This is a genomic window from Rhodococcus sp. 24CO, assembly GCF_050586165.1.
Classification (GTDB): Bacteria; Actinomycetota; Actinomycetes; order Mycobacteriales; family Mycobacteriaceae; genus Rhodococcus_F.
On the sequence record NZ_JAZFNF010000001.1, the window covers coordinates 880949 to 906692 of the forward strand.

The 25744-nt window shown below is 61.2% G+C and carries 22 protein-coding genes and 1 tRNA gene; 7 read left to right on the forward strand and 16 right to left on the reverse strand.

All coding sequences use genetic code 11. From position 1 onward, the window contains the following. Window position 1 precedes the first annotated feature (1 nt). The 5 genes from pepN to V2B23_RS04000 all read right to left on the reverse strand — a co-directional run bounded on the left by pepN (window position 2) and on the right by V2B23_RS04000 (window position 6161). Window positions 2-2488, reverse strand: a complete 2487-nt coding sequence (gene pepN, locus V2B23_RS03980; protein ID WP_430949109.1) for an aminopeptidase N — start codon at window positions 2486-2488, stop codon at window positions 2-4. Window positions 2489-2526: 38 nt separating this feature from the next. Further along, entirely contained in the window at window positions 2527-3327 is an 801-nt protein-coding gene (gene thiD / locus V2B23_RS03985; protein WP_430949110.1) for a bifunctional hydroxymethylpyrimidine kinase/phosphomethylpyrimidine kinase, read from the reverse strand. 106 nt (window positions 3328-3433) lie between these two features. After that, complete coding sequence (locus tag V2B23_RS03990) at window positions 3434-4729, reverse strand: DUF1254 domain-containing protein (RefSeq protein WP_430949111.1); 1296 nt, start codon at window positions 4727-4729, stop codon at window positions 3434-3436. A gap of 89 nt (window positions 4730-4818) precedes the next feature. Continuing rightward, window positions 4819-5439, reverse strand: coding sequence for a class F sortase (locus V2B23_RS03995; RefSeq protein ID WP_430949112.1), 621 nt, complete (start codon window positions 5437-5439; stop codon window positions 4819-4821). Beyond that, complete coding sequence (locus V2B23_RS04000) at window positions 5436-6161, reverse strand: hypothetical protein (RefSeq protein WP_430949113.1); 726 nt, start codon at window positions 6159-6161, stop codon at window positions 5436-5438. The genes V2B23_RS03995 and V2B23_RS04000 overlap by 4 nt, the downstream gene beginning before the upstream one ends. A gap of 522 nt (window positions 6162-6683) precedes the next feature. Between V2B23_RS04000 and V2B23_RS04005 the strand changes: the two genes are divergently transcribed. Continuing rightward, a complete protein-coding gene (locus V2B23_RS04005) occupies window positions 6684-8174 on the forward strand; it encodes a UDP-N-acetylmuramoyl-L-alanyl-D-glutamate--2,6-diaminopimelate ligase (protein ID WP_430949114.1) in 1491 nt (496 codons plus the stop codon). A gap of 38 nt (window positions 8175-8212) precedes the next feature. Here V2B23_RS04005 and V2B23_RS04010 read toward each other — a convergent pair whose 3' ends face one another. Continuing rightward, the gene (locus tag V2B23_RS04010) at window positions 8213-8569 is read right to left on the reverse strand and encodes a hypothetical protein (protein WP_430949115.1); all 357 of its coding nucleotides are present in this window, start codon (window positions 8567-8569) and stop codon (window positions 8213-8215) included. A 300-nt stretch (window positions 8570-8869) separates the two neighbouring features. On the opposite strand from V2B23_RS04010, the gene V2B23_RS04015 reads away from it, so the two are divergent. After that, window positions 8870-9541 carry a HemK2/MTQ2 family protein methyltransferase gene (locus V2B23_RS04015; protein ID WP_430949116.1) on the forward strand — a complete coding sequence of 224 codons (672 nt, stop codon included), beginning with the start codon at window positions 8870-8872 and terminating at the stop codon, window positions 9539-9541. A 5-nt stretch (window positions 9542-9546) separates the two neighbouring features. Continuing rightward, window positions 9547-9759 (forward strand): CDGSH iron-sulfur domain-containing protein, encoded by a 213-nt coding sequence (locus V2B23_RS04020; protein WP_430949186.1) that lies wholly within the window; start codon window positions 9547-9549, stop codon window positions 9757-9759. Between the two features lie 211 nt (window positions 9760-9970). Here V2B23_RS04020 and V2B23_RS04025 read toward each other — a convergent pair whose 3' ends face one another. Beyond that, a complete protein-coding gene (locus V2B23_RS04025) occupies window positions 9971-10282 on the reverse strand; it encodes a MerR family transcriptional regulator (protein WP_430949117.1) in 312 nt (103 codons plus the stop codon). Between the two features lie 977 nt (window positions 10283-11259). On the opposite strand from V2B23_RS04025, the gene V2B23_RS04030 reads away from it, so the two are divergent. The 3 genes from V2B23_RS04030 to V2B23_RS04040 all read left to right on the forward strand — a co-directional run bounded on the left by V2B23_RS04030 (window position 11260) and on the right by V2B23_RS04040 (window position 14223). Then, entirely contained in the window at window positions 11260-12402 is a 1143-nt protein-coding gene (locus V2B23_RS04030) for an alkane 1-monooxygenase (protein WP_430949118.1), read from the forward strand. A gap of 481 nt (window positions 12403-12883) precedes the next feature. Continuing rightward, complete coding sequence (locus V2B23_RS04035; RefSeq protein WP_430949119.1) at window positions 12884-13594, forward strand: GAF and ANTAR domain-containing protein; 711 nt, start codon at window positions 12884-12886, stop codon at window positions 13592-13594. A gap of 215 nt (window positions 13595-13809) precedes the next feature. Next, window positions 13810-14223 (forward strand): hypothetical protein, encoded by a 414-nt coding sequence (locus tag V2B23_RS04040; RefSeq protein ID WP_430949120.1) that lies wholly within the window; start codon window positions 13810-13812, stop codon window positions 14221-14223. A gap of 137 nt (window positions 14224-14360) precedes the next feature. Here the strand turns inward: V2B23_RS04040 and V2B23_RS04045 are convergent, their stop codons facing one another. Together V2B23_RS04045 and V2B23_RS04050 are read right to left on the reverse strand one after the other, a co-directional pair. Next, window positions 14361-14804, reverse strand: a complete 444-nt coding sequence (locus tag V2B23_RS04045) for a DUF6389 family protein (protein WP_430949121.1) — start codon at window positions 14802-14804, stop codon at window positions 14361-14363. Between the two features lie 123 nt (window positions 14805-14927). Then, on the reverse strand, window positions 14928-18194 hold the full coding sequence (locus tag V2B23_RS04050; RefSeq protein WP_430949122.1) for a protein kinase domain-containing protein: 3267 nt from the start codon (window positions 18192-18194) through the stop codon (window positions 14928-14930). Window positions 18195-18328: 134 nt separating this feature from the next. Between V2B23_RS04050 and V2B23_RS04055 the strand changes: the two genes are divergently transcribed. Continuing rightward, a complete protein-coding gene (locus V2B23_RS04055; RefSeq protein ID WP_430949123.1) occupies window positions 18329-19159 on the forward strand; it encodes a class II glutamine amidotransferase in 831 nt (276 codons plus the stop codon). A gap of 77 nt (window positions 19160-19236) precedes the next feature. Here V2B23_RS04055 and V2B23_RS04060 read toward each other — a convergent pair. The 7 genes from V2B23_RS04060 to V2B23_RS04090 all read right to left on the reverse strand — a co-directional run bounded on the left by V2B23_RS04060 (window position 19237) and on the right by V2B23_RS04090 (window position 25628). Continuing rightward, window positions 19237-19310, reverse strand: a tRNA-Pro gene (locus V2B23_RS04060). Between the two features lie 101 nt (window positions 19311-19411). Next, on the reverse strand, window positions 19412-20839 hold the full coding sequence (gene der / locus V2B23_RS04065; RefSeq protein ID WP_138868844.1) for a ribosome biogenesis GTPase Der: 1428 nt from the start codon (window positions 20837-20839) through the stop codon (window positions 19412-19414). After that, window positions 20836-21516, reverse strand: coding sequence for a (d)CMP kinase (gene cmk / locus V2B23_RS04070; protein WP_430949187.1), 681 nt, complete (start codon window positions 21514-21516; stop codon window positions 20836-20838). The genes der and cmk overlap by 4 nt, the downstream gene beginning before the upstream one ends. Window positions 21517-21527: 11 nt before the next feature. After that, window positions 21528-23045 (reverse strand): pseudouridine synthase, encoded by a 1518-nt coding sequence (locus V2B23_RS04075; protein WP_430949124.1) that lies wholly within the window; start codon window positions 23043-23045, stop codon window positions 21528-21530. 80 nt (window positions 23046-23125) lie between these two features. After that, window positions 23126-23833 (reverse strand): SMC-Scp complex subunit ScpB, encoded by a 708-nt coding sequence (gene scpB, locus V2B23_RS04080; RefSeq protein ID WP_430949125.1) that lies wholly within the window; start codon window positions 23831-23833, stop codon window positions 23126-23128. Beyond that, window positions 23830-24645 carry a segregation and condensation protein A gene (locus V2B23_RS04085; RefSeq protein ID WP_430949126.1) on the reverse strand — a complete coding sequence of 272 codons (816 nt, stop codon included), beginning with the start codon at window positions 24643-24645 and terminating at the stop codon, window positions 23830-23832. The genes scpB and V2B23_RS04085 overlap by 4 nt, the downstream gene beginning before the upstream one ends. Then, window positions 24645-25628: a ParA family protein gene (locus V2B23_RS04090; protein ID WP_430949127.1), complete on the reverse strand. Its 984-nt coding sequence runs from the start codon at window positions 25626-25628 to the stop codon at window positions 24645-24647. Before V2B23_RS04090 ends, V2B23_RS04085 begins: the two co-directional genes overlap by 1 nt. Window positions 25629-25744 lie beyond the last annotated feature (116 nt).

Consider the following 25744-nt stretch of genomic DNA (forward strand, 5'->3'; position numbering starts at 1 on the left):
TTCAGAGTCCGCGGTTGAACGCCTGAACCCGAAGATCCCGAGCCAGGTTGTCGCGCTTCTCGAGCACCAACCGCCGCAACGACGCCGGCGCATCGGCATTCGCGTCGAGCCACTGATCGACCGCACTCAGATCCCCGGACGCCGGGAACAAGCCGTTCACCAGTCGCCGCGCAATCTCGATGCTGCGGCCTGACCACCACGTGCGCAGCGAAGCAAAATAGTCGGACGAGTAGCCCTCGATCAGCGTGAAGTCGACGCCGGCTTTGAAGCCGCCGATCATGGCGTCGAGATGATCGTTCGACAGTGTGACGTCTGTGGTTGCGGCCTGCCAGACACGTTCCTTGGTCGCTGCGGTGGGCAATGACGCAAGTCCGCGAGCGTGGGCGATCTTGCCGGCTGATGTGCCGTCGCTGCTCAACTCGCGGTCGAGGTCACTCGGTTCGGCAAAGCCTGTGGCAGCCAGAGCAATCCACATCGACCACCGCAGATCGGGATCGAGAGCGAGCCCGATCGGGCCGGGGCTCTCGCCGAGCAGAATGGCACGCAACGCTTCGGCCCGCGAATCGTCGAGCGCAGCCGCAGCGGCACAGGCTCGGGCCCAGGCCAACTGGCGGCCCGATTCCGGTTCGCTCTCGAACATCGCCTTCCACGCCGTCGCCAACCACCCAGCCGCCGCGCTGGAGCGCAGTTCGCTCGGAACGTAATGCACGATCGCGAACTGCGCGTCAGCGGTGATCGAACTGAGAATCGCCAGGTCCGGTTCCGAAGGGCCACTTTGTTCGGCCACCGCAAGATACCGGAATACCGACAGCTCACCGTCACGCACGGAGTTCCACAGCGAAGACAGAATCAATCCACGCGCCAGTGGATCGACAACACGCTCGAGCGATGATTCGACGGTGGCGAGCGACGCGGCGTCGAGCCGAATCTTCGCGTACGTCAGGTCGTCGTCGTTGAGCAGGATCAGCGGTCCCGCCGGAACGTCGATCGGTGTGCGCTCCGCCGAAATGTCAACCTCGATGCGGGCGGTGCGAACCAGGTCGCCGGTATCGCCGTAGTTGTAGACCCCGACTGCCAGGCGATGCGGTCGTGGATCGGTCTGCACCAATTCCCCGGCCTCGAACGTCAATGTCGACACACCCGTTGTCTCGAGCCAAGCACGTGACCAGTCGCGCATGTCTCGCCCTGACGTCGCGCTCAAGGCGTCCAGGAAATCGACTAGCCGAGTGTTACCGAAAGCGTTCGCCCGGAAGTACTTCCGTGATGCCTCGAAAAACGCGTCCCGTCCGACAAAGGCCACCAGTTGCTTGAGAACGCTCGCGCCCTTGGCGTAGGTGATACCGTCGAAGTTCAGCTTCGCCGCTTCCAGATCGACGATGTCGGCAACGATCGGATGTGTGGTCGGCAACTGATCCTGCAAGTACGCCCAGGCCTTTCGCTTGATCGCAAACGCCACCCAGGCGTCGGTGAACCGCGTTGCCTCGACGCTGACAAGCGATCCCATGAAATCGGCGAACGATTCCTTGAGCCACAGATCGTCCCACCACACCATGGTCACGAGGTCGCCGAACCACATGTGCGCCATCTCGTGCAGGATTGTGTTCGCGCGGCGCTGGTACTGCTCGGCAGTGGCTTTGCCGCGGAATACATACGATTCGGTGAAGGTGACGAGCCCCGGATTCTCCATTGCGCCGAGGTTGTACTCGGGAACGAATATCTGGTCGTACTTGCCGAACGGATACGGGTAATCGAAGGCCTCGGCATAGAAGTCGAGGCCTTGCCGGGTCACCTCGAACACATCGTCGGCATCGAGATACCGGGCCAGCGACGCTCGGCACAGAACGCCCAGTTCGACGGTGAGGTCGCCGCGACTCCATGCCGAGCTCACTCGATGGTACGGACCGGCTGCCACGGCCGTGATATACGTCGAAATAGGAAGCGTCGGAGCAAAAGTGACGGTCTTGCTGCCAGCGGCATTCGAATCCGTCTGCACCGGAACCTGATTCGACAGCACTTCCCAGGACTGCGGTGCTGTCACCACGAAGGTGAACGGCGCCTTCATGTCCGGCTGCTCGAAGCACGCAAACACCCGACGCGCATCCGCTGGTTCGTATTGCGTGTACAGGTACGTCTGCCCGTCGGCGTCGTCGACAAATCTGTGCAGACCTTCACCGGAGCGGCTGTACTCCGCGAGCGCCACAACTTGGACGACGTTCACATCCGACAGTCCGTTCAGCGCGATCCGCGCGCCGTCGTATTCGACAGCAATTCGACGGCTGTTCACCTCGACCGATTCGACCGACCTACCGATGAAATCGAGCCACGTCGAATCCACGGTCGATGTCATGTCGATCGTGGTGATTGTCCTGAACGTCGACACAGCAGGGTCGACCGCCGAGCGGAGATCCAACTCCACCCGATAACCGGTGACCGATACCGCGGACGATCGGAGAATGACTTCGCTTCGGTTCAGGTTTGCTGTGCTCACCCGTCTGATCCTGCCAGGCCGGGCGAGCCTCAGATCCCCTATCCGGTGAAAGCGCCCTGCCACACAGTGTCGAACGGCGTGTGCGCCGAGACCCGGGCCTCGATGCCTGCGGTCACGAACTTCTTTGCCAGAGCCACAGCTTCTCCCACGTCAGCGCCCTTTGCGAGCTCTGCAGTCACTGCGGCAGCAAGGGTGCAACCGGCGCCGGAGACGCGCTCCTGGCCAACCTTGGGAGCAGAAAGAACCGTCACATCGGTTCCGTCGAACAGCACGTCGACGGCGTCGTCGCCGGCCAGTTCCACGCCGCCCTTCGCCAGAACGTACTTCGGTCCGAGATCGTGGATGCGACCCGCCGCTTCGATCAGTTCGTCGACGCTCGAGATCGCGTCCATACCGGCAAGGGTGCGCGCCTCGAAGAGGTTGGGTGTGACAACAGTTGCGAGGGGCAGGATCGAATCGCGCAGCGCCGTATCGGTATCGAGCGCCGCTCCGGGCTCCTGACCCTTGCAGATCAGAACCGGATCGAGAACCACGTGCCGCCACGACTGACGACGGAGTCCCTCGGCAACAACCTCGATGGTCGCGGGCGTACCCAGCATGCCGATTTTCACGACGTCGAGATCGTGCGCCGACGTTGCTGCCTCGATCTGGTCGGCGATCACCTCGGGCGCGATGGGGACAAAGCGGTGGCCCCAGTTGTTCTTCGGGTCGAAGGACACGATGCACGTCGTAGTCGCGATGCCGTAGACGCCGCGGGCCTGGAAGGTCTTGAGGTCGACCTGTAAGCCGGCACCACCGGTGGATTCGGATCCAGCGATGACATAGGCAAGGTCAACCACGGTACAAACTCCTTTTGAGGCTTCGACACCATCCACGAATACACGCGAACGCCGGAGGTCGAAGTTTACCAACGACGACCCCGGCGCTTCTCCGCGACTACTCGCCCTAGATGCTCACGTTCTCCACCGGAGGGTAGGAATATGTTTCGTCGAGAATCGCCTCGCCGGGCATGTAGAGCCGGAGTACCAGCCTGAACGCGGCGTCGGGCGCCGGCAGCCAGTTTGCTCGCGCCGTGGTGTCGGTCGGCTCGGCGTTCGAAATGGTGATCCGGAAAGACCCGTCGGCGTCGTAACGGATTCCGGCGGTGCGGTCGCCGATCGAGTACCGGTCTATCGGGTTGTCGACCAGGTAGTAGCGCGGAATGTCGTAGAGCGTGATCGACCAGAATGCACCGACGGGCGGCTTCTCCGGAAAGTTGATGAGATAGGTGTTCTCGCCGATCAGTGGCGCTCCGGTCACGTCGGTGAACGCTTGTGCATACACCGCTTCGTAGGCGTGATTTCCCCATAACCCCAGGCGGCACGCAATCGCCCTTTCGACGATGCGCACTTTCTCGTCGAGGATCTTCCACCGGTCGTCCTCGATTGTTCCGAGGCCGAGGTTGTAGAGGTTGTAGTCGAAGAGGTGCAGCGCCACTGTCCACCCGTTGAAGACCGGAGCCTGGCCGTGTTTGGTGGCATCCTCGAGCTTGGCGACGCCTTCAGCGTGCCACACGCGAAGGTCATCGCTGTCGACATCCGAAGACCACAGACCGGAAAATTGCTCGATCAGGGCAGATTCCGCAGCCGGCGCAGGGAATGCCTGTGACCAGCGATGCGCTTGCTGCCAGAAGAGCAGTTCGTCGGTGAGGTTCGCGTCCACCGACGGGAGCCCTTTCGCTGCCGCGGTCGGGTCGAGTGGCTCGAGCACCAGGGAATCCTGCAGTTTGGTCACTGCGGGAATGTCATCCGGGCCGGCGCAGGCAATTCGGCCCACTATCGACACGACGTCGGTCGAGGCCTGGACCACCGGATGCTCCGATTCCCCTGCCCAGCCCGGTGGGACGATCAGAAAACTGCCGGCGTCATTTCCCGTTGCTCGGGTGCCTACATAGGCGATGTTGTTAGTCCAGGCGTCGACAAATTGGAGTACGTAATAGCGATCCCCGGTCGACGGCACGTCCAGTCGCAGAGGTCCACCCGAAAGATCAAGCTGCGCAAGCGAATAGACGGTGTCGTTGTTGATCGTGACAAAGGTGTCCTCCGGGCCTGCAAGTTTGCGGGCGTGCGAGAAGCTGTTGAACGGTGCTGCCGGATTGGAACCGACGCCGGTCGTGACGTAACGCTCCACCTGTCGGAGGTTCTCCACCAGCGGGTAGTAGTAGAAGTACGCGGCGCTCGCAGTCTCTGTCAGTGCACTCAAACTCGTGTCCTTCAATTGGGCACTGTCACCAGTGCTGTGAAGACAGCTAGTGCGGCCAACAATATCGATAATCGCGGCAATACGGGCAACTACGACAAATCGGGAATGCGTGTTGCCCAGGCTATGTCGTTGTCCTCGTAACCCAGCGGCGGACCCACGAACTCTCCCCCACACGTGATCAACGCAAGCGTCTCCGGTCCGTCCAACCGGTTCAAGCGCTCGACGGGCAGTTCGCCATCCTTGCGGTACTCGTCAACCGCATCGATCCGATACGTCCACTCGTGGCCATCCTCCCCGGTCAACGTCACGAGCGATCCCGGGGTCAACGACGAGAATTTCTTTCCGAAACCATCACCGGCGTACACGTCGTTGATATGCCCGGTGATCACAACGGTTCCCGCGCCCGAACCCGGAAAAGCGGAGTCCGCCCACCAGCCGACCTTGCTCACGTCCTCCGGCGGAATCAGCGAACCGTCCGACGTTGTCTTGATCGCCAGAACTTCAGCAGCCTCGTTACCGATGCGCAGTTGAGTCGGTGTTGCCGGATTGTCGACTGCAGCCTGCACCGCAGGCGGTAAATTCTCCTGCCCGGTCGCGAGCACTCGAACCGGTTGATCACCGTCTCCCGAACACCCGCCGACACACAACAACACTGTCAGCGCCGCTGCGCCGCACAGTCGCCGAAACGTACGGCCAGACGATTGTGTCACCGCGAGATCGGCCCGGACGGAACCTGGGAGATAGGGACTCGATTGCCTACATCGCGTCCGGGCAGTTCACCGCCCTGGTTGCCACCGTTGTTTCCGCCGTTTCCGCCACCGCCGTTACCACCCTGGTTGCCGCCACCACCATTCCCGCCGCCACCGCCACCGCCGCCGCCTGGGCAGTCGGTTCCCGGATCGGTTGTATCGCCCGTCAGCACGATTTTGACTGCAGAGAGGTCAACGGATTGATTCTGCGCCACGAGGTTCGGAGTCGACGCGTCGAACGCGAGTGTTGCTCGAACCGGAATCACTCGTCCGTCGTCGGCGTGCGTGACCTTCGTTCCGGACATCCCCAGATCCTGGGTCAATGTCATACGTGAGCGGAGTTCTGCGTCGCCGGTGAGTCCCGCGCCATCGATCCTTAAGGTGCCGCTGACCGGGCTGCCATGCGCGCGAATTTTGACCGAGGCTCGGAACTCGAGCGTGTCGCCCGGGACGGTGCGCCAGGACTCGATGGAGTTGATCTTCGTGCCGGGTGTGCCGGTCGAGACGTCGTACCAGCCGTCGATGACCGCCGGATCGAGTGACATGGAGTTGTCATTGATCTCGGGAACGCACGTCTGCGTCAAGACGGGCGCGGCGCCGGCCGCTCCCGACAGCGCCGTAGTGATCAAGACTGCGGTGGCAAAGATCGCTGCGCACGCACCCGCGGTACCAAAGCTTCTCATCCCGCTACCCTCATCTACGGTCTGGCAATCTGGTCAATTCAGTCAAAATACCAGCACAATCGCATAAATCGGCACGATCGGACTGACAAAATATTCTTGTGGTGCCATCGGGCAATTATTCCGCAGCCGATCCCGACATTGGGTACATCGTTCGGGCGCGATTCAAAAGTTACAGATCGCCCGAGCGATCGCCGCGCGGCAATTGTGCTCACGCAGACCTGATCAACCGCGCGTGCGCACATTCGGCGAGCGAACTTGGTGTTCGAGTACGACCACCCCCTTCCCGGCGTAAAGCCTGCGGCCATCGGTTGGACTGAATCCACGAGTTACTTTGGTAACCAAACATATTGGGGATGGCCGGGGAACCGATCCGCACCTCGTCTTCGATTGCGAACCAGGTTGATCGGTGATCCACCGGACTTCGATGGGGCGCAGCGCTGCGTGACGTTTGGCGCGACTCACAAATGCCAAACCTTAGGTATGCCGCCTAGAGGACGAACCCAGTAATCCAACATGCGCACAGTGTCGAATAGACCCAGCAGACAACCGACATTGCCACTCGCGGCGGTCGCTGAATATCTTGGCGCGGAAAGCAAGCTACTGGGCGAGCAAGGAACCCTGGTCGTCACCGGCGTGTGCCAGGACTCCCGTCAGGTTCGCCCGGGCGATATCTACGCGGCACTGCCGGGCATCGAGCACCATGGTGGGGAGTTTGTGGCGGAAGCAGCGAAGAGGGGCGCCGTGGCTGTGATCAGTGATCGCCCCACTGAAATATTGCCGGCGTTTGTGGTGAAGAACCCCCGAAAGATCCTCGGCCCTTTGGCCGCCTGGATATACGGTGACCCCTCCACGTCGCTCGACGTATACGGCGTTACCGGCACCAACGGCAAGACCAGCACTGCATTTATGCTCGAAGCCGGTCTAGCTGCAGCCGGAATACGCACCGGCATCATCAGCGGAATCTGCATTCGGGGACCAGACGGCGTATCGGAGGCGGAGCGAACGACACCCGAGGCGTGCACGTTGCAACGTACGTTGTCGGCTTTCGTCGACAACCGCGTCGACGCCGTCGCCATGGAAGCGTCGAGTCATGGACTTGCACTACACCGAATCAATGGGACGTTCTTCCGTGTCGCTGCCTTCACGAACCTTTCGCGTGATCATCTGGATTTCCACAGATCTATGACGTCATACTTCGAGTCGAAGGCCCAGCTTTTCTTACCGGAACGTTGCGCCCGCGCGGTGATCAGCGTCGACGACCGGTACGGCAAAGCCCTCGCTGAACGCGTCACTGTTCCTCGTTTGACCTTCTCATCGCACGGTGCAACCGCCGATGTCACCGCCACTGACATCGAGGCCGATCAAACGGGAACAACTTTTGTCGCGCGGCATGGAAGTTGGCGGAGGAAGGTCCGATTGCGCCTGCTGGGGTGTCACCAAGTTGACAACGCTTTGACTGCAATTGCCGCTCTTCGTATCGGTGGAGTCGATATCACCGCGGCGCTCGACGGTATCGAGAATCTCGGCACCGTCCCCGGGAGATTGGAAAGCGTGGAGTTAGGACAGAATTTCCTGGCATTCGTCGACTACGTGCACAACGCCGGTGCGCAACTCCGCTTGTTTCCCTACCTACGCGCGTTGTCGAAGGGAAAGATCATTGCCGTCATCGGTGCCACTGGCGGCCGGGACCCAGGCAAACGCGAGCCTCTGGGTCGCACGGCCGGCACTCATGCCGACATCGTTATCGTCACCGACGAAGGACCGTACCGCGACGATGCAACACACCTCAGAAATGACGTGGCCACTGGGGCGCGACACGCGAATCATGCAGAGGTGCTTATCATTCCGGATCGAGGTGATGCTATTCGGACCGCCGTAAGCAGGGCACATGCGGGCGATATCGTTGTCGTTGCCGGGCGCGGGAACGACCACGTGATGAACTACGACGGTCTGGAGATAGTGTTCGACGATCGCGAAGTACTCGAGCGCGCACTAGTCGAATGTGCAAAATAGTCGTCAGCACACTGTCGTCCATTTACCTGTCGGACCGATCAGAACAAGATGGAAAACGACACCGCGCCGTACGCCACGCCCAACACCACCAGAATCCATCCGACATACGATCTGATGGACAGTCTGCGCGTGCGATGCCATCGCGGCGACGCTCGTAAGAATGCCCCTACGGCGCCCACCAAGAGCGTCACGCTCGGCAAGAACACCAAAAGGCGTCGATCCTTGCGCGAGCAGACCAGCACGTCGGTGTCGAAACACTCGCCCCGCCGAGAACCCAACACCACAAGTGCCACTATCATCACAATCACAACCAGGACGATCGAGGCTGCGTAAGTGATTGTCCTCCTGCCGATTTCCCGCTCGGCCCCTGCGGCAAGACCGGGTTGTTCAGTCATCGAGGAAACCCTCCGCTGTATTTCACGCCGACCCATTCAGTATCGCAGTAGCGTTTCGCTCACGCTCGGCGCCCATAGGCATTCCTGGGCCAATCGACCGCGCCGTCGTGCTGATTGATCTGTAACCAGTCATACCTCCCGCCATCTTCGCCTAGTCCTGATTTCGGATCGGATTGTCATCCAGTCTAAATGTAGCTTATCTGCATCAGTGGATGCAGATAATTGACGGTTCAGAGTATAGGATTACTTCAGTTAAAGCGGCCACATCAGACCAGAACGCACAACCTCGAGGAGTCACCGATGCTCTTGCGTCTGCCAGGCGTTTACCCTCCGCAGGAAGATACGTGGCTGCTGGCCGACACACTGGCTGCAGAGAGGCTCGGACGGGACTCACGGGTACTGGATCTCTGCACCGGAACGGGGGCGCTGAGCTTGCGCGCCGCCGAAATCGGAGCCGGACACGTGACGGCCGTGGACATATCTCGTCGCGCAGTCGTCACCACCCAGTTGAATGCCATCCTGAATCGGCATTCGATTCGAGTGATTCGTGGCGATCTGACTACACCCGTTCAAGACCAACGTTTCGACGTAGTCATTTCAAACCCCCCGTACGTTCCTGCGCACGACGACGTCCTACCCACTCGTGGCGTGGAGCGGGCGTGGGACGCGGGCGTAGACGGGCGAGTGCTGCTGGATCGGATATGTACACACGCACCCCGAGTGCTTACGGAGTCAGGTGTTCTCTTGATCGCGCAGTCTGTGCTCAGCGGGATCGAGAAAACTCAGGCCATGCTGGAAGAACAGGGATTGTTCGTGGAAGTCGCCGCTCGCGCGGAGATCCCTTTCGGGCGCGTGCTCTCCGCGCGGGCGGCACTGTTCGAGGCCCGCGGCCTCATCGCTCCGGGCCAGCGCACCGAAGAGATCGTTGTCCTTCGGGCCGCGAAATCAAGTCTCGACAAGGAGGTCATGTGAATCCCATGTCCGATACCGAACGCGACAAGAGCGCGGTCACCGTCACCGTGTGCCCGGACGGACCGATACTTGTTCGTGGTCCTGCAACCGTGATCGATGGCGCGGGCAATCCGATCGAACGAAAACGGGCGACGGTTGCGTTGTGCCGATGCGGCGGCACGGGCATCTCTCCCTTCTGCGACGGCACACACAAGAAAAGAAAGTCCCGACTCTCATGACCAGGGCTGAATGTGGACGTGATATGACCAAGCCAGGTGAGCTCTCCGTGCGGGAAGGTGTCCCGACCCTGAGCACGGCAAGAACAGAGAATGGCGACCGGGATCCTCTGCCTTACAGCAGAGTCGATCTGACGACCGGAGGTTCGAGAGTTATAGCGGGCCATCATGATTTCCAGTCGAGCCGCATTGGAAACTGGAACCAACTCGGCGGTCAGGCTGGAGCGTCGGTCAATTCGCTCAACTGTGCAACCCTCGCCGCCAGGATGGAGTTTTCGGCCTCGAGCGACAGTATTAACCGGATGCCGACCAAGTTGACCCCATCGTCGATCAGTGCGGTGATGCGGGCCAGCGTCTCCAGATCTGATTCGCTGTATCGGCGGGTTCCGCCTCCGGTGCGAGTCGGTGTCAGCAACCCTCGTCGCTCGTACAATCTCAATGTCTGCGGCCCGACTCCGGAAAGCTCGGCCATCACCGAGATTCCGTAAACGCCTCGAAGCGCGCGCGCCTGACCCTCTGACGTCACGGTATCCTCCTCGGCGTCTTCGTTGACCGTGCAACCTTAACATTCTCTGCATTTCAATCTAACGTCGCCAGCACAGATTTCATGAGTCCAACAGTGTGCAGTGCGAGCGCGCAGGTGTAACGTCAATTTTCCACCTCAGCTGTTGCCAATTATCTGCATCTGCTGGTATAGATTTTGAGACACCACTAATCAAATGCGGGTACGGCACCCATTCCAACGGGAGGTCACACTCCACCTCGAAAGAAAGATGACGACGCGCCTCGGGCAGTGTTGACCATGCAACTCCAGGAGGCTCAATGACCCATCACGCAAGAAACCGAACGAAGGCTTATCCGACGGTATCGAGACTGTCTGCGTCGATCGGGTTCCGAAATACGGACACCAACTCCAAACCGACCTGACTGACACTGTAACGTGGTCTGAAGAGGGGCGGTGCGAACATACGGTGCGAACATACAAGGGCCACAACCGATCCGAACGACGGATAGGCACGCGCGGCGCGCTGTCTGTGTCGAGCATTCCTGCTCGCACATAAGAGTTCCGCCACGAGTGCGATTCTTCAGAACTGGACCTGAGCTGCACGGCGCATCGTCCAGTCTACTGCGCGGGAAGCGCAGTGCCACAAGCAAACTGAACAGCACTAGTTATTTTGCTGTCCAGCCCAGAGAAGCGTCGTCCGGATCCTGAAGTTTCTGCTTGATTTCCCGCATACGCGGCGAGTTGACCGCACATTTCCTCGCAGCACCGTTCACCATTTGGGGACATTCGCATACGGACGCGCAGGAAACGGCGCGGCACAAGATGCCGGCAACACGAGACGCTGTCGATGGACGCGACACCGAGAATGCTCGGGAACCACCCCATCAGTCGCACGTATGTCTCTGTAACTCATTGCGGCGGAAAGGGGTACACAGGTTGCATGCTCAGCCAACGACCGGAACACCCGCGACCGTGCGGCACATATCGGAGAGGTCAAGATGACCGCCAAAGATACCGTCACCGAGACGGTTGATCTACCCAGGTGGCGGGATCGAAAACGGTACTGGTGGCCAGTGGCGTTGTTAATTCCACTGAGCCCATTCCTGTCCTGGTTTCTCGTCGATCGTCTAGGCTTGGGATTGTTCTGGGCAACCGGGGCATGGATTCTGGTACTGATCATTCCGATCATCGACTTGATTGCGGGTAGAGACGGGCAAAGCCCGCCGGGTTACGCAATTCTCCCACTGCAGAAGGATCGCTATTATCGTTGGTGCACATACTTTTTCGTGCCGATACAGTATGCCGGGTTGGCGTTTGCGTGCTGGTGCTGGGTGAACGCCCCTATGGCGACGGGCGAGAAGATCGCCCTCGCTATGACTGTCGGAGTCGTAGCCGGCGTCGGAATCAATGCCGCACACGAACTCGGTCACAAAAACGAATCCGTCGAGCGATGGTTGGCGAAAATCGTCCTCGCACAATCGTTTTACGGGCATTTCTTCGTCGAACACAATCACGGGCACCATGTCCGAGTGGCAACGCCGGACGATCCAGCCAGCGCTCGGTTCGGCGAATCATTCTGGATGTTCCTCTCGCGCAGTGTGATCGGTGGAGTGAAATCGAGTTGGAAGATCGAGACAGCACGAGTGCGACGACGCGGAAAACTCACCTGGGGTGTGCAGAACAGCATCCTTCAGACATCGGCGATGAGCATCGTCCTATTCGGTGGACTGATCACTGTGTTCGGCTGGCAGATCGCCCCTTGGCTAGCACTCCAAGCGATCGCCGGGATCTCATTTCTGGAGGCGGCAAATTACATCGAACACTACGGACTGCTACGCAAGCGCAGATCAGACGGCAGTTTTATGAAAGTCCGACCGGAGGACAGTTGGAACAGTGATCACATCGTCAGCAATGTGTTCCTTTATCAACTTCAACGTCACAGTGATCATCACGCCAACCCACTCCTGAGATACCAATCATTGCGAAGTAGTCCGGCAGCACCCCAACTGCCGGCGGGATACGCAGTGATGATTGTCTGCGCTTGGATACCCCCGTTGTGGAGGTGGCTCATGGATCGCCGAGTTCTCGACTACTACGACGGTGATCTGACCCTCGTCAACACGAAAGCGACTTCGCGATGAACGCGCGCACTGGTGGGGAGAGGCAGGGTTCCACTCCCCCGGCAGGAACGACGGACCGTAGTAAAATCCCGCCAGCCCCAGAGATCATCGCCGCGGTGGAATTCCTCCGGACGCAGCCTGACGCAGCAAGCATCCGGCGCCGATATCTTGACTTGATAACACCAGGTAACGAGCGTGACGGCACAGCCACCGACTACACGGCAGCCGAGCGCTACCTACTTGCGACCGCTGCAAGATACAAACGGCAAGTGCGCCGTGGTTCCCCCACAGAGCAGGGCAACTCCGACCCGCCGTCAACTCGTCCATAGACCCAGATGACATCGGTTGACTCCTTCTCCACCGGCGTCGGGTCGTAGTTCACACCGTTTCAACGGTCTGGGTCCGGGAATATATCGAGCCACAAATAGCTGCTGACGACGAGAAAGTAGGATCTACTACCGTTCGATGTAGGTAGGAATGAGCAGACCCCGAGGTGCACACGATGTCTTGGCCAGACAAAGCCCCGACAGAACCCGCAACAGTTTTTGCGGCGTTGGCCGAGATCCTTTACTCCGCGACGGACGATGCCGACGTGTACAACGCAATCTGTTCGGCCGCTGTCAACCTGATTCCTGGTTGCGACCATGCCAGTTTGATGCTGCGTCGCGGAAACACCACCGTCACCGTTGCCGCGAGTGACGAGATCGCCGTTTTCGCAGATGATTTGGAGCGCGCCACCGGCGAAGGTCCGTGTCTCGACGCGCTGGAAACCGAATCACCGCAGCTCGAGTCCGATCTTCGCACTCCTAACCAGTGGCCCGAGTTCGCTCGGAAAGCTCTTTCGAAGACGCCGATTCGGGGAAGCATGGGGTTCCGCCTACTCGTCGACCGACGCAAAATCGGTGCTCTCAACCTGTTCTCGGATACACCCGGAGCATTCTCGGAGGACATTGCCGACCTGGCAATCATCCTGGTCTCCTTCGCGTCTGTGGCAGTCACCGCATTGTCTCGAGGAGAGGATGCCGAATCGCTACGGCGAGGCCTGGCCGGTAGCCGTGAAATCGGCCAGGCCGTCGGTTTACTGATGGGATTACACGGGGTACCGAGCGACGCCGCGTTCGAGATTCTTCAGAAGACTTCGCAGAACATGAATATCAAGGTCGCAGACCTCGCTCGCGACGTCATCGTCCGGCATCGATCGACTCTCGACTAACCGGCGGTTCGTGCGCCAGAGTCAGCGCGAGATGGTGGCCTGGCGGCCGGCAGCATCCTGTCCGGACCGCTGGGATAGTATCTGTATCAGTTCTTCGTCAAGCAACGGCAACGGACGTTTAATTCCCATGCCGTGCTGCCCTGCATCGGCCACCTCGAACAGGTAGGTCAATCATTCCCCTAACGTCGAAGCACTCGAAAACATATAACGACGCATTGATCGCATTGGCCGCTGCAACCCAGCGTCCGGCGAATGTCGTCAACCTCGCCGGCGATTACGCCATCCGTGTCGATCTCGAGTACAGCCGCTACGTACTGGCCACCAACACTGCCCAGGGTCTGTCGGACGAAACCTATCCCGCCGGCTCGTGGTTGGTTCGTATCTTCCAATCTCAAATCGGCGGCCTCCCAGACGAACTACTCGCCGACGCCACCGATGAATGGCTTATCGACGCCCTTGATTCCGTTCTCAGGCACCTCGAAGCCGGCGGAAAGAAGATCTTGGCGGACGCAAACTTCGGAGACGTCAGCCTCCCGAAGCCGCCAACGCACGTGATATCGGTGCACTCACAGATCACCCCGGCCCCTCGGCTGGGTTGCACGACTGAGGGATCTGCGTTGCAGGAGTAACTCACTCTCGATCAAATACCAACCAGATCAAAACAGTGTCCCGATTGGCATTGCTCCGAACCACGCGCTTTGCCCCATCGCTGCCACGTAGATGTCAGCCGAGCGCTTCCCCACCAAGAACGCAATCGACTGCCGGCTCAGTCACGGTTCGCTCCGACGGGGCGCGGGTCGACAGCACCGTCCGGCGTGGCGACCTCCCAGTACAGATTCGATACCCCGACTGGGATGAGCGTGTCGATCCACTCGGCAATGACCTCGACGATGACGCCCTCGAGTTCCTCTCGTGACCAAATCCGCGGCCGGACCGGAACCGCAGGCTCCCAGCCGTCCTCACCCCAGATGACCCCGAACAGCTCCCGCTCATCGCCGAGCTTCCGATCCAACGTGAACGCGTCGGGGCCGTCGAATCGCGCCCAGACATCGAACGTGCCGTGCGCGTCCTGGTCGACGAATACCTCGATGATCACGCCATCAATTCGGGCAGACGCTGTGTTGCATATCGTTTCGAGCCGAGCGGCCACGGCCGGCGACGCGGTGTCGAGGACGGCTCTCAGTGCGGCGCGGTACTCAGTGGCTTCCACAGACTCAGCATATCCGCGCCGTTTCCGGATCCGTTCGTCCTCGGAGCAACCGAAAGCCACCGTTAGACGGACACACCAAATCTACTGATCAACAATCGATCTCGCGAGATCCTAAATAGATTTTCAATCGCGGGCTCGCTCCACGACCCAGGCTGCAACCTGCGCCCGCGAGGTGAACCCCAGTTTTGTCAGTATGTGCTCCACATGCCCTTGGGCGGTGCGCGGTGAGATCACCAGCCGATCGGCGATGGCCTGGTTGGTCAGACCTTGAGCGATGAGATCGGCGACTTGGCGCTCCCTCTTGGTCAGTCGCGTCGGCGCGTCGGCGTCGGATCTGGAAGCATCGAACGTTGGTTCACGGAGTGCGTAGGAAATTGCCACGTCGAATCCAAAACCTTTGCCCTTCCGGTAAGCCGCCGCGAATGCTTTGTCTCCGAGCATCTGACGCGCCCTCCGCTCGCATTCCTGTTGGTAAGCAAGTAAATTGGAGTGAATAATCGCGGTGCTGCCCATCGAGTGCGCCAACCCCTCTGCCGCTCCTGTCAACACTGCGGCTCTGGTGGCGTCGCGCCGCCTACACTCGATCCAGGCCACTGTCCCGAGGCAGGCTGCGGCAACACGAGGGCTTCGCGTTTGCCGCGACAGGTTCAGCGATTGCTCGAGTAGCCGCACCGCACGATCGGTATCGCCCTTTTGCCACACTTCGATTGCGAGTGCCCATATCGAGTACGACCGAGCCATCGTCTCTCCGCGTGCTTCCGTGATCGAGATCGCTCGCTCGTGGCATTCGATCGCTTGGTCCGTCGAGCCACGCAGTCCGTAGGCCAACCCCAACGGATACAGTGCACCTATCTCCAGTGCGGTTTCCTCACGCCCGCTGAATCCGGCGACGGCGGCTTCGAGACGCGAGGAGGCTCGCGTGGGGTCACCACTGTAAAGGGCATGCATTCCGTCGGCAAGAGCGACCAGTATCCGCATCATCGGGTCACGCATGTGAGCGGTGAGACTCCGCGCCTCGTCGACGAGCCCCGCTCCCGCCGTGAGGTCACCCTGCACACTCGCCATCAGAGCGGCGAAATCGAGGCCCTTGACCCAGTCGAGAGTGGGTGGGCCACTCTGAAGGGCAAGCAACTGACCGATCCAATGTCGACACTCGTTGTAGGCGCCTTGGGAGTTCCAGAAGAAGGACAGTGCGACAGCGGTCCGCAGGCCAACGGCAGGATTGTCGGCGATGCTGAATTCGAGTGCCTCTCGCAGGTTCCGCTGTTCGCGATTCAGACGGGCGATCCAGTCGAGTTGGCGCGCGCTGATCCACTCGGACTCCGCATCGAGCGCCAACCGCTCGTACCAGTCCCGATGACGGCGACGCAGTTCCACTAGATCACCGGCCTGCTCGAGCTTCTCGTACCCGTACTCCCGCAACGTCCCGAGCATCCGGAACCGCACCACCGACCCAAGGTCCTCGCGAATCAGAATCGACTTGTCCACCAATGACGACAAAGTATCCAAGAGCTCGCCCGGATCCTGGTCCGCGCCGCACACCAGTTCCACAGCATCGAGTTCGAAACTACCCGCGAATACCGCCACTCGTCCCCACACCAGTTGCTCACTCGCAGTACACAACTCGAAGCTCCAGTCGATACACAACCGCAGCGTCTGCTGCCGCGACGGGGCACCCCGGCTGCCACGAGTCAGCAGCGCATATCGGTCGGTCAACCGCTCGAGGATCTGCTCGAGCGACATGGCCCGCAACCGTGCCGCAGCCAACTCGATAGGCAACGGCAACCCGTCGAGCCTGCGGCAAATCCCAGCCACCGTCTCCGCATTCTCCTCGGTGGGCACAAATCCCGGAACTGCCGCCGCCGCGCGCTCGGTAAACAACGACACCGCGTCGTATTTGGGCAACCCCCGGAGCGACAGCTTCCCCTCCGGATCGGGTACGCCAAGCGGCGGAACCCGCAGCACCGCCTCCCCGCCGACACCAAGGGGTTCGCGGCTGGTGGCAAGAATCCGTAGCGACGGACAGACGCGCACCAATGTGGCGGCCAATTCTGCAGCGGCATCGACCAGGTGTTCACAGTTATCGAGAACCAATAACAATTCCCGCGGCTCGAGGAACTCGATCAGAATCTCCGTCACCGGTCTCGCTGGCTGGTCCTGCAGTCCCAGTACACCGGCCACCGTCTCGGCCAGCAACGACTCGTCACGCAACTCGCCTAACTCCACGAGCCGCGCACCGTCGGCGTACTCCCGTTGCACCCCCGCCGCGAGCCGCATCGCCAGCCGGGTCTTACCGACACCTCCGATCCCGGTCAACGTCACCAACGGGCCCGCGGCGAGCAGCCTTTTCGCCTCGGTCAGCTCGCGTCGGCGGCCCACAAAGCTGGTCAGTTCCAGCGGAAGCTCCCCCGTCGTCCTCGGAGAAAAGGCAACTGAACGTCGCAGTCGAACTTGTGGCCCAGGGCGCCGGTCGTTGCCCTGCGTGTCGGGTTCGTCGCGCAGGGGCATCTCATCGACCGGAAAATCGTGGCGCCGTTGCAGTTGCCGCAATTCCTCGCCGAACTCCGCTGCTGTGGCCGGGCGCGCGCCGGGCGTCCTGGACATCGCGCGGGCGATTACCTCGGACACGTCGTCGGGGACCCCGTGGTCACGCAAATCGGGCACCGCCTGCGTGGTGATCCGCAGAAACTGCGCGACAACCTGCTCACCGCTACGACGCTCGTACGCGGCATGACCGGTGAGAGCACAGAAGAGGACGGCACCAAGCCCATAGATGTCGGCCGCTGGACTCGGCGGATCTCCCCCCAACACCTCCGGCGCCGTGTACGCCGGCGACCCGGTAACGACACCGGTGGCGGTCTCGAAACCCCCGGTGATGTGCGCAATACCGAAGTCCGCCAACTCCGGTTCTCCGTAATCGGTGAGCAATATGTTGGCGGGTTTGATGTCCCGGTGCACGATGCCGAGCTTGTGCGCCGACTCCACCGCACCCGCCAGTCTCACCCCCAGTCGCAACGCCTGATTCAAAAGCAATGGACCGTCGCGGCGGATCCGTGCGTCGAGGGAATCCTGCGGGTGATACGGCATCACGATGTATGGACGGCCACTGTCGGTGGCACCTACCTGCAAAATGTTGACGATGTTCGGATGCCCGGTCAATCGACCCATCGCCTGCTGTTCGCGGAAGAAGCGGGCCCGGTTCTCCTCGTCGAGATCGACGGTGAGTATCTTCACCGCAACTGTGCGATCCAAGTCTGCCTGGATACAGCGATAGACGGCGCCGAAACCGCCGCGGCCGATCTCCTCGGCATCATCGAAGCCGGCACTTCCCAGCTCCGCGGCCGGCAACGGCGGGTACCGCTGAGTGCCGAGCGAATCACCTTTATCCATCGGACGGTCTACTCACTCCGTCGGCGCGTAACTCCTGGCCACTGGGCCCGACGGCACAACCAGTGCACTTCAACCTTAACCCTCAGCACTCGTAGAGGATCGTCATCACTGCCTCGATCTGATTCAATGGAAATATGTGCAGGTGGCTGGCATATTCAGGTGAATCAATCCTCGCGCATGACCTTTTGTTCCGGCCAAAGCACTCGTTGATCGACCAGAGCCTGCATTCTCGTCTCGGTGCTACAACAACTAACGGTGACGGCTTCGGAATCGGTTGGTACGGCGAGGGCAGCGCGCCAGCACTGTTCAAGAGCATCGAACCCGCGTGGAACGACTCGAACCTCCGCGAGGTCACCAGCCAATTGCGAACGCCACTACTCTTCGCACACGTCCGCGCATCAACAGGTACTCCAGTGCAGCGCAGCAACTGTCACCCATTTCGGCACAAAAATTGGATGTGGATGCACAACGGTTCCCTGCACGGCTTTCATGAGATCAAACGTGAACTGGTGACCGCCATCGATCCATCGCTCTTCCCCGACTTGGAGGGCACCACGGACTCTGAAACGCTGTTCTTTCTCGCGCTCACCTTCGGCTTGACCGATGATCCGTTCGACGCGGTTGCCAGAGCCGTCGGGTTTGTCGAGCACACAGCCCGCGCCCACGGAATCGACAATCCAGTACAGATGACGGTTGCTACGACGGACGGAGCATCCACCTGGATCTTCCGGTACTCGAGCGAAAAGCAATCAAGGTCGCTCTTCTTCTCCACCGAGATCTCCACGCTGCGGAAACTCCATCCCGAAGTGGAAGCACTGCATCATCTGGGTGAGGAAGCACGAATCGTCGTTTCCGAACCACTGCGCGACCTTCCGGGAGCGTGGAACGAAGTACCCGAATCATCCGCGGGCATAGTTCGTGCAGGGCGGGACGAAATGCGGGAGTTCGAGCCAATCCCTGTGTGAATGCCGGTTCGACATCCACTAGGACAAACAAAAATGGTGGTTTCGGATTTCTCCGAAACCACCATTTTGTTCTTCGGTCGGGCTGACAGGATTTGAACCTGCGACCACTTGACCCCCAGTCAAGTGCGCTACCAAGCTGCGCCACAGCCCGTCCGCGCCCTTGTTTCGGGCGCTTGGAAAGATTACATCAGAGACGGGCTGAAGTACCAATCGGCTGGTCAGAGGCTTTTTGGCACTACATTGGCGTGCAAACTAGCGGCTCTTGCGGTCCCGCTTCTCGCGCACTCGCACGGAAACGCGGACGGGGCTGCCGTCGAAGTTGAACTCTTCACGCAGACGCCGCTCGATGAAGCGGCGGTAGCCAGCCTCGAGGAAGCCTGTGGTGAAGAGAACGAAGGTCGGCGGGCGTGTGCTTGCCTGGGTCGCGAACATGATGCGAGGCAGTCGACCACCGCGCATCGGCGGCGGTGTTGCTGCCACAACTTCTTTGAGCCAGGTGTTCAGGCGACCCGTGGGGATGCGCTTGTCCCAAGACTCGAGAGCGGTGTCGAGGGCGGGCACGAGCTTCGCCACGGCGCGACCGGTGTGGGCGGAGATGTTGACTCGCTGAGCCCACGGAACGCGAACCAGATCGCGGTCCACTTCCTTGTCCAGCATGAGTCGACGGTCCTCGTCCACGAGGTCCCACTTGTTGAATGCGATCACCAGAGCGCGACCCGTGTCGGCCACCATGCTCAGGACACGCAAGTCCTGCTCGGTGATCGGCTCGTGTGCGTCGATGAGCAGGATCGCGACCTCAGCGGCCTCGATCGCGCTCTTCGTGCGCAGCGACGCATAGAACTCGGCGCCGCTGGCATGGCTGACGCGCTTGCGCAGACCAGCCGTGTCGACGAAACGCCAAGGGCGCCCGCCGAGTTCGACGATCGAGTCGACGGGGTCGACGGTGGTGCCGGCAACGTTGTGCACAACGGACCGCTCGTCGCCGGACAGCTTGTTGAGCAAGCTGGACTTTCCGACGTTCGGCTTTCCGACGAGAGCAACACGACGCGGACCGCCGCCGGGGATGCCTTCACGCGGGGTTTCCGGAAGCTTCTCCAGAACCTCGTCGAGCAGGTCGCCGGTACCGCGGCCGTGCGTCGCACTCACGGAGTACGGCTGACCGAGGCCCAAGGACCACAGTGCTGCAACCTCGGACTCGGTGCGTCCGTCGTCCACCTTGTTGGCAACGAGGATGACCGGGGTCTTGGAACGACGCAGCACGCGAGCGACAGCTTCGTCCGTCGCAGTGGCTCCGACAACAGCGTCGACGACCAGGAGAATGGCGTCAGCCGTTCCCATGGCCAACTCGGCCTGACGAGCAACGGCCTGCTGAAGCCCCTTCGCGTCGGGCTCCCATCCGCCGGTGTCCTGGACGAGAAAGCGTCGTCCGGCCCAGTTCGCCTCGTATGAGACGCGGTCGCGGGTAACGCCGGGGATGTCCTCGACGACCGCTTCACGGCGGCCGATGATGCGGTTCACGAGCGTCGACTTGCCGACGTTCGGTCGACCGACAACAGCCAAGGTCGGGACGGCAATGTGCGCTTCGCCCTCGCCGTCCGCTTCGAGATCGGCGTAGTCCCACTCCGATTCCTCGGACCAGGTTCCGTCGCCGGCAAATTCGGTTACCAGATCGTCGCTCACTGCACTGCTCCAGTTCTGTCGCTGACCACCAACAGCAGCTTGGCGATCACATCTTCAATGCCCAATTCGCTCGTATCCACCAGGATGGAATCCTCGGCAGGGCGCAACGGCGACACTGCCCGAGTCGAATCGAGATGATCACGGCGCTGCACATCAGCCAGCACCGCTTCGTAATTGTCTTCTCGGCCTTGGCCGACGTTCTGCGTATTGCGCCGTGCCGCACGGGTTTCCGCGGATGCGGTCAAGAAAATCTTGACGTCCGCATCCGGGAGTACGACGGTTCCGATATCGCGTCCTTCGACGACGATCCGGTCTGCGCTCGACGCCAACTCGCGCTGCGTCGCAACGAGCAGATCCCGAACTTCCGGCACTGCCGACACTGCGGAGACCGCTTTGGTCACCGCGTCGCCGCGGATCTCTTCGCCGACGTCGACGCCGTCCAGCAGAACCTGCTCGCTGGTGGGATCGGTGCCGATGGACCACGGCAACGCCGCAACAGCGCTCGTCATCGCAACGGAATCAGCCAAATCGATTCCCTGACGCAGCACGTGCAGGGTCGCGATCCGGTAGATAGCTCCGGTGTCGAGGTAGCGAGCACCCAAACGCTCCGCCAACGCGCGGGAGACGCTGGACTTGCCGGTTCCGGACGGTCCGTCCATCGCGACTACCAGCGGCATGGACGAATCGGTCACAGGCCGACCGCCTCGTACAGTCCACCGACCTCGCTACGACCGAGTACGCGCTGCGTTCCCGGACGCTGATCGCCGAGAGCAACAACTCCGACGTTGGTGCGAACCAGACGGACAACGGGGTGACCGACGGCATCAAGGAGGCGACGCACGATGTGCTTACGACCCTCGTGCAGAACGAGCTTGACGAGCGTCTTGCCCTCGTTGATCTCGAGCACGGTGAACGCGTCCACCTTGGCCGGACCGTCGTCGAGGGTGACACCGTCGCGCAGCTGCTTGCCGGTGCTGCGCTCGACAACACCGTGAACGGTGGCGAGGTACGTCTTCGGAACCTCGAACGACGGGTGCATCAGGCGGTGAGCCAGATCGCCGTCGTTGGTGAAGAGGAGCAAGCCTTCGGTGTCGGCGTCGAGACGTCCGACGTGGAACAGTCGCTGACCGGACTGAACGCGCTCGGAGACGATGTCACCGACGCACGGGCGACCGAGGTCGTCCGACATGGTGCACTGCCATCCACGCGGCTTGTTCATTGCCAAGTAGACGAGGTCCTTCTGCACGACCACACGAACGCCGTCGACGCGGACTACTGCGTTTTCGGGATCAACACGCAGACCCTGCTCGACCACGATGCGGCCGTCGACCTCGACGCGACCCTGGTCGATCAGTTCTTCTGCGGCACGGCGTGATGCGACGCCGGCCTGAGCCAGCACCTTCTGCAAGCGGACGCCGTCGCCCTTCGGCGGGCCGTCGTGCTTGGTGACCTCGGCGTGCTGATGACGCGCCGGCTTGGCGTTGGACACCAACGGGTTCTGGGAGACGACGCGCTGCGGCTTCTCCGTCTTCGGCTTGCCACGCTTGTTGGTTGCCGCCGGTGTCGGGGCTGCCGGGCGCTTGCGCGGAGGTCCGTCGAACTTGGATCCGCGAGGTGCGTTGGCCCAGGCAGTGCCGCGAGGAGCCTCGGGGCGTGCGCCGCGCTGATCGTCGCTGCGTCGGTCTGCGCCACCGCGCGGTGCACGACGGGCATCAACGTGGGGTGTACGACGGTCATCGCTGCGGGGGCCGCGGCGGTCGTCATTACGAGGGCCACGGCGATCGTCGTTGTACCCACCACGACGGTCATCGGTGCGAGCGGGACGGCGATCGTCGTTGTACCCACCACGACGGTCATCGGTGCGAGCGGGACGACGGTCATCGCTACGTGCGGGACGACGATCATCACTGCGCGGGGGGCGCCGATCGTCACTGCGTGGGGGGCGGCGATCTTCATTGAATCCACCGCGGCGGTCGTCCGTGCGGGGGCGGTCGGATCCGGCATTGCGGTCGTATCCGGAAGTACTGCGGGAAGTGTTGCTGCGTCCACCACGGGGGGCTTCGCTGCGTGCGCCACGGGGGGCGTCACTGCGTGCGCCGCGGGGGCTGTCGCTACGACCACCACGGGGTGCATCGCTGCGTGCGCCGCGGTTGTCGCGGGAGTTGTTACGGTCCGGTGTGCCATCTCGGCGAGCGGGATTGTTCACTTTTTTCCTGTCAGTTTTCAGCTGTTTCCCGACTGTGGTCGGGTCTTTTCTTTCTGCTGACGACGGCGGGGTTTCACCCGTCAGTCGTCGTCGACTTCGGTGTCCACCACATCGGCGGGCACGTCAGCCTTGTTCATTCTCGCAAATCGCGGATCGGATTCGAGGCTTTCGCTGATGTCCTCGATCAGGTCGACATCAGGCAAAAGCGGTGCCAACTCCGGGAGATCGCTCAGCGAGCTCAATCCGAGCCGTTCGAGGAACAGTTCGGTTGTGGAGTACCGTGTCGCGTTGGTGTCCGGGTCTGGCCCGGCTTCCGCGATCAGTCCGCGGGCGAGGAGGGTGCGTACCACCCCGTCCACGTTGACGCCTCGTACTGCACTGATCCGCGCACGAGTCAACGGTCCACGGTATGCGACTATCGCCAAAGTTTCCAATGCTGCGCGGGTCAGTTTGGTGCGTGCGCCATCCAGCAGCAGCCGTTCGACGTAGGGGGCGAACTCTTGGCGCGTGTAGAAACGCCATCCGTCGCCGGCGTATCGCAGGTCTATACCGCTGCCACGGGCGGTGAGTGAGGCAGACATCACCTGCAGTCGCTGCTCGACGCGAGTCGGATCGGTACCGGTCACCGAAGCTAGTTGGGCCACCTCCGCAGGTGAATCGACGACGAGCAGCAGCGACTCGAGAACCGCGTCGAGTTGAGTGTCGCCGAGCTCGAAATCAAGCGCTGAATCGGGCTCACCAGAGTCTTCTACCTGCGCAGATTCCGACGCGGCTGGATCGAGACTCATCGGTAGTCCTCCTCGGTGACGAGGCTTGATTCCTCGCCGGTCCAGGTAACGAGCAGTGGCCCGAGCGGTTCGGGTTGGTCAAAGGCAATGGTGCGCCGACGGTACAGCTCGAGCAGCGCCAGGAAGCGCGCGACAATCGGGGCGGCGTCGTCGCAGTCTTCGATCAGGTCCGGAAACGGTACCCACTCCCCGGCGCCGCGGGCGCGCAGTATTTCGAGTAGGAACTCCGCTTGTTCGGGGATCGAGATATTGGACACATGCAGGTGATCGAGGCTGACTGTGGGCACCGGCCGGGGCGCGAAGACGGTTGCCGCGATCTCCGCGAACTTGTGCGAATCCACCCCGAGCAGCACTTCAGGTAGGAGATCGGCAAACTGGTCTTCGACGGCAACGGAACGCGGATATCGCCGCAACGCTGCTTCCTCGAGTTCACCGAACAGCGTCGCAACTTGCTTGTAGGCGCGGTACTGAAGGAGCCTGGCAAAAAGTAGGTCGCGGGCTTCGAGTAGAGCAAGATCCTCGGCGTCCTCGACCTCTCCCGCCGGCAGGAGCCTGGCGGCTTTCAGGTCGAGAAGTGTCGCGGCGACAACAAGGAACTCTGTTGTCTGATCGAGCCCCATCGCACTGCCGAGTTGCCGGGTGTACGCGATGAAATCGTCGGTGACGGTGTGCAGCGCTATCTCGGTGACGTCGAGTTGGCGTTGGTTGATCAGGGAAAGCAGCAGATCGAAAGGTCCTTCGAAATTTCGAAGTGTTACGCGAAACTCTGCAACTGCCGGGGATGAATCTTCTTGCGGTGGAATCAGTTTCACTAACGACCAGACCGGTGGATTACTTCGCGGGCCAGCGCCCGATACGCCTCGGCACCGGCAGATTTTGGCGCCCAGGTAGTTATCGGCTCGCCGGCCACGCTGGTTTCGGGGAAACGCACGGTGCGGTTGATCACGGTGTCGTAGACAACGTCGCCGAACACCTCGACGACGCGCGCCATCACCTCACGGGCGTGGAGTGTGCGCGAATCGAACATCGTGACGACGATACCGGCCAACTCGAGTTTGGAATTGAGCCGGTCGTGAACCTTCTCGACGGTGTCGTTGAGCAGCGCCAGTCCGCGCAGGCTGAAGTACTCGCATTCCATCGGAATGATCACGGAATCAGCGCAGGCCAAGGCATTGACCGTCAGCAGACCCAGCGACGGCTGGCAATCGATGAGGACGTAGTCGTATCGATCCAGAACCGGATGCAAGACGCGGCCCAGTGTCTGTTCACGTCCCACTTCGGTAACCAGTTGAATCTCGGCCGCCGACAGATCGATATTGCTCGGCAGCAGATCCAGTCCGTCGATCCGGGTGCGCATCAGCACGTCGTCGATCGACACACGTGGTTCGACGAGCAGGTTGTGAACCGTCAGTTCCAGATCGTGGTGCTGCACGCCCAACCCTGCGGACAGTGCGCCCTGCGGGTCCAGATCGACCAACAACACGCGGCGGCCGTACTCCGCGAGCGCCGCCCCCAGATTGATAGTGGACGTCGTCTTGCCGACGCCACCCTTCTGGTTGCACATTGCGATGATCATCGCGGGACCGTGGTGTGGCAACGGCGTCGGCATCGGAACTTCTCGTACCGGCCTACCGGTTGGTCCCAGCTCTTCGACGGACGCAGTGTCCGACGCTGCCGGTAGATCGAATATCGCGTCGGAATCGGCGGCTGGGGCAGGTTCCGTAGAAGGGTCGAGGTACTGGGTTGTGACATACGGCGGCGCTGACTCCGCCGCTGCTCGCTGCGATGTCGACACGGTCCGATGCTCCCCTGTTCTTTCGACGGTTGCTCTCGGCGCCGGCAACCCGTGGAATACCCGGCAACACCGAATTCCGACAGGCTAGATACTCACAAGAGTCGCTCGCGCGCCTT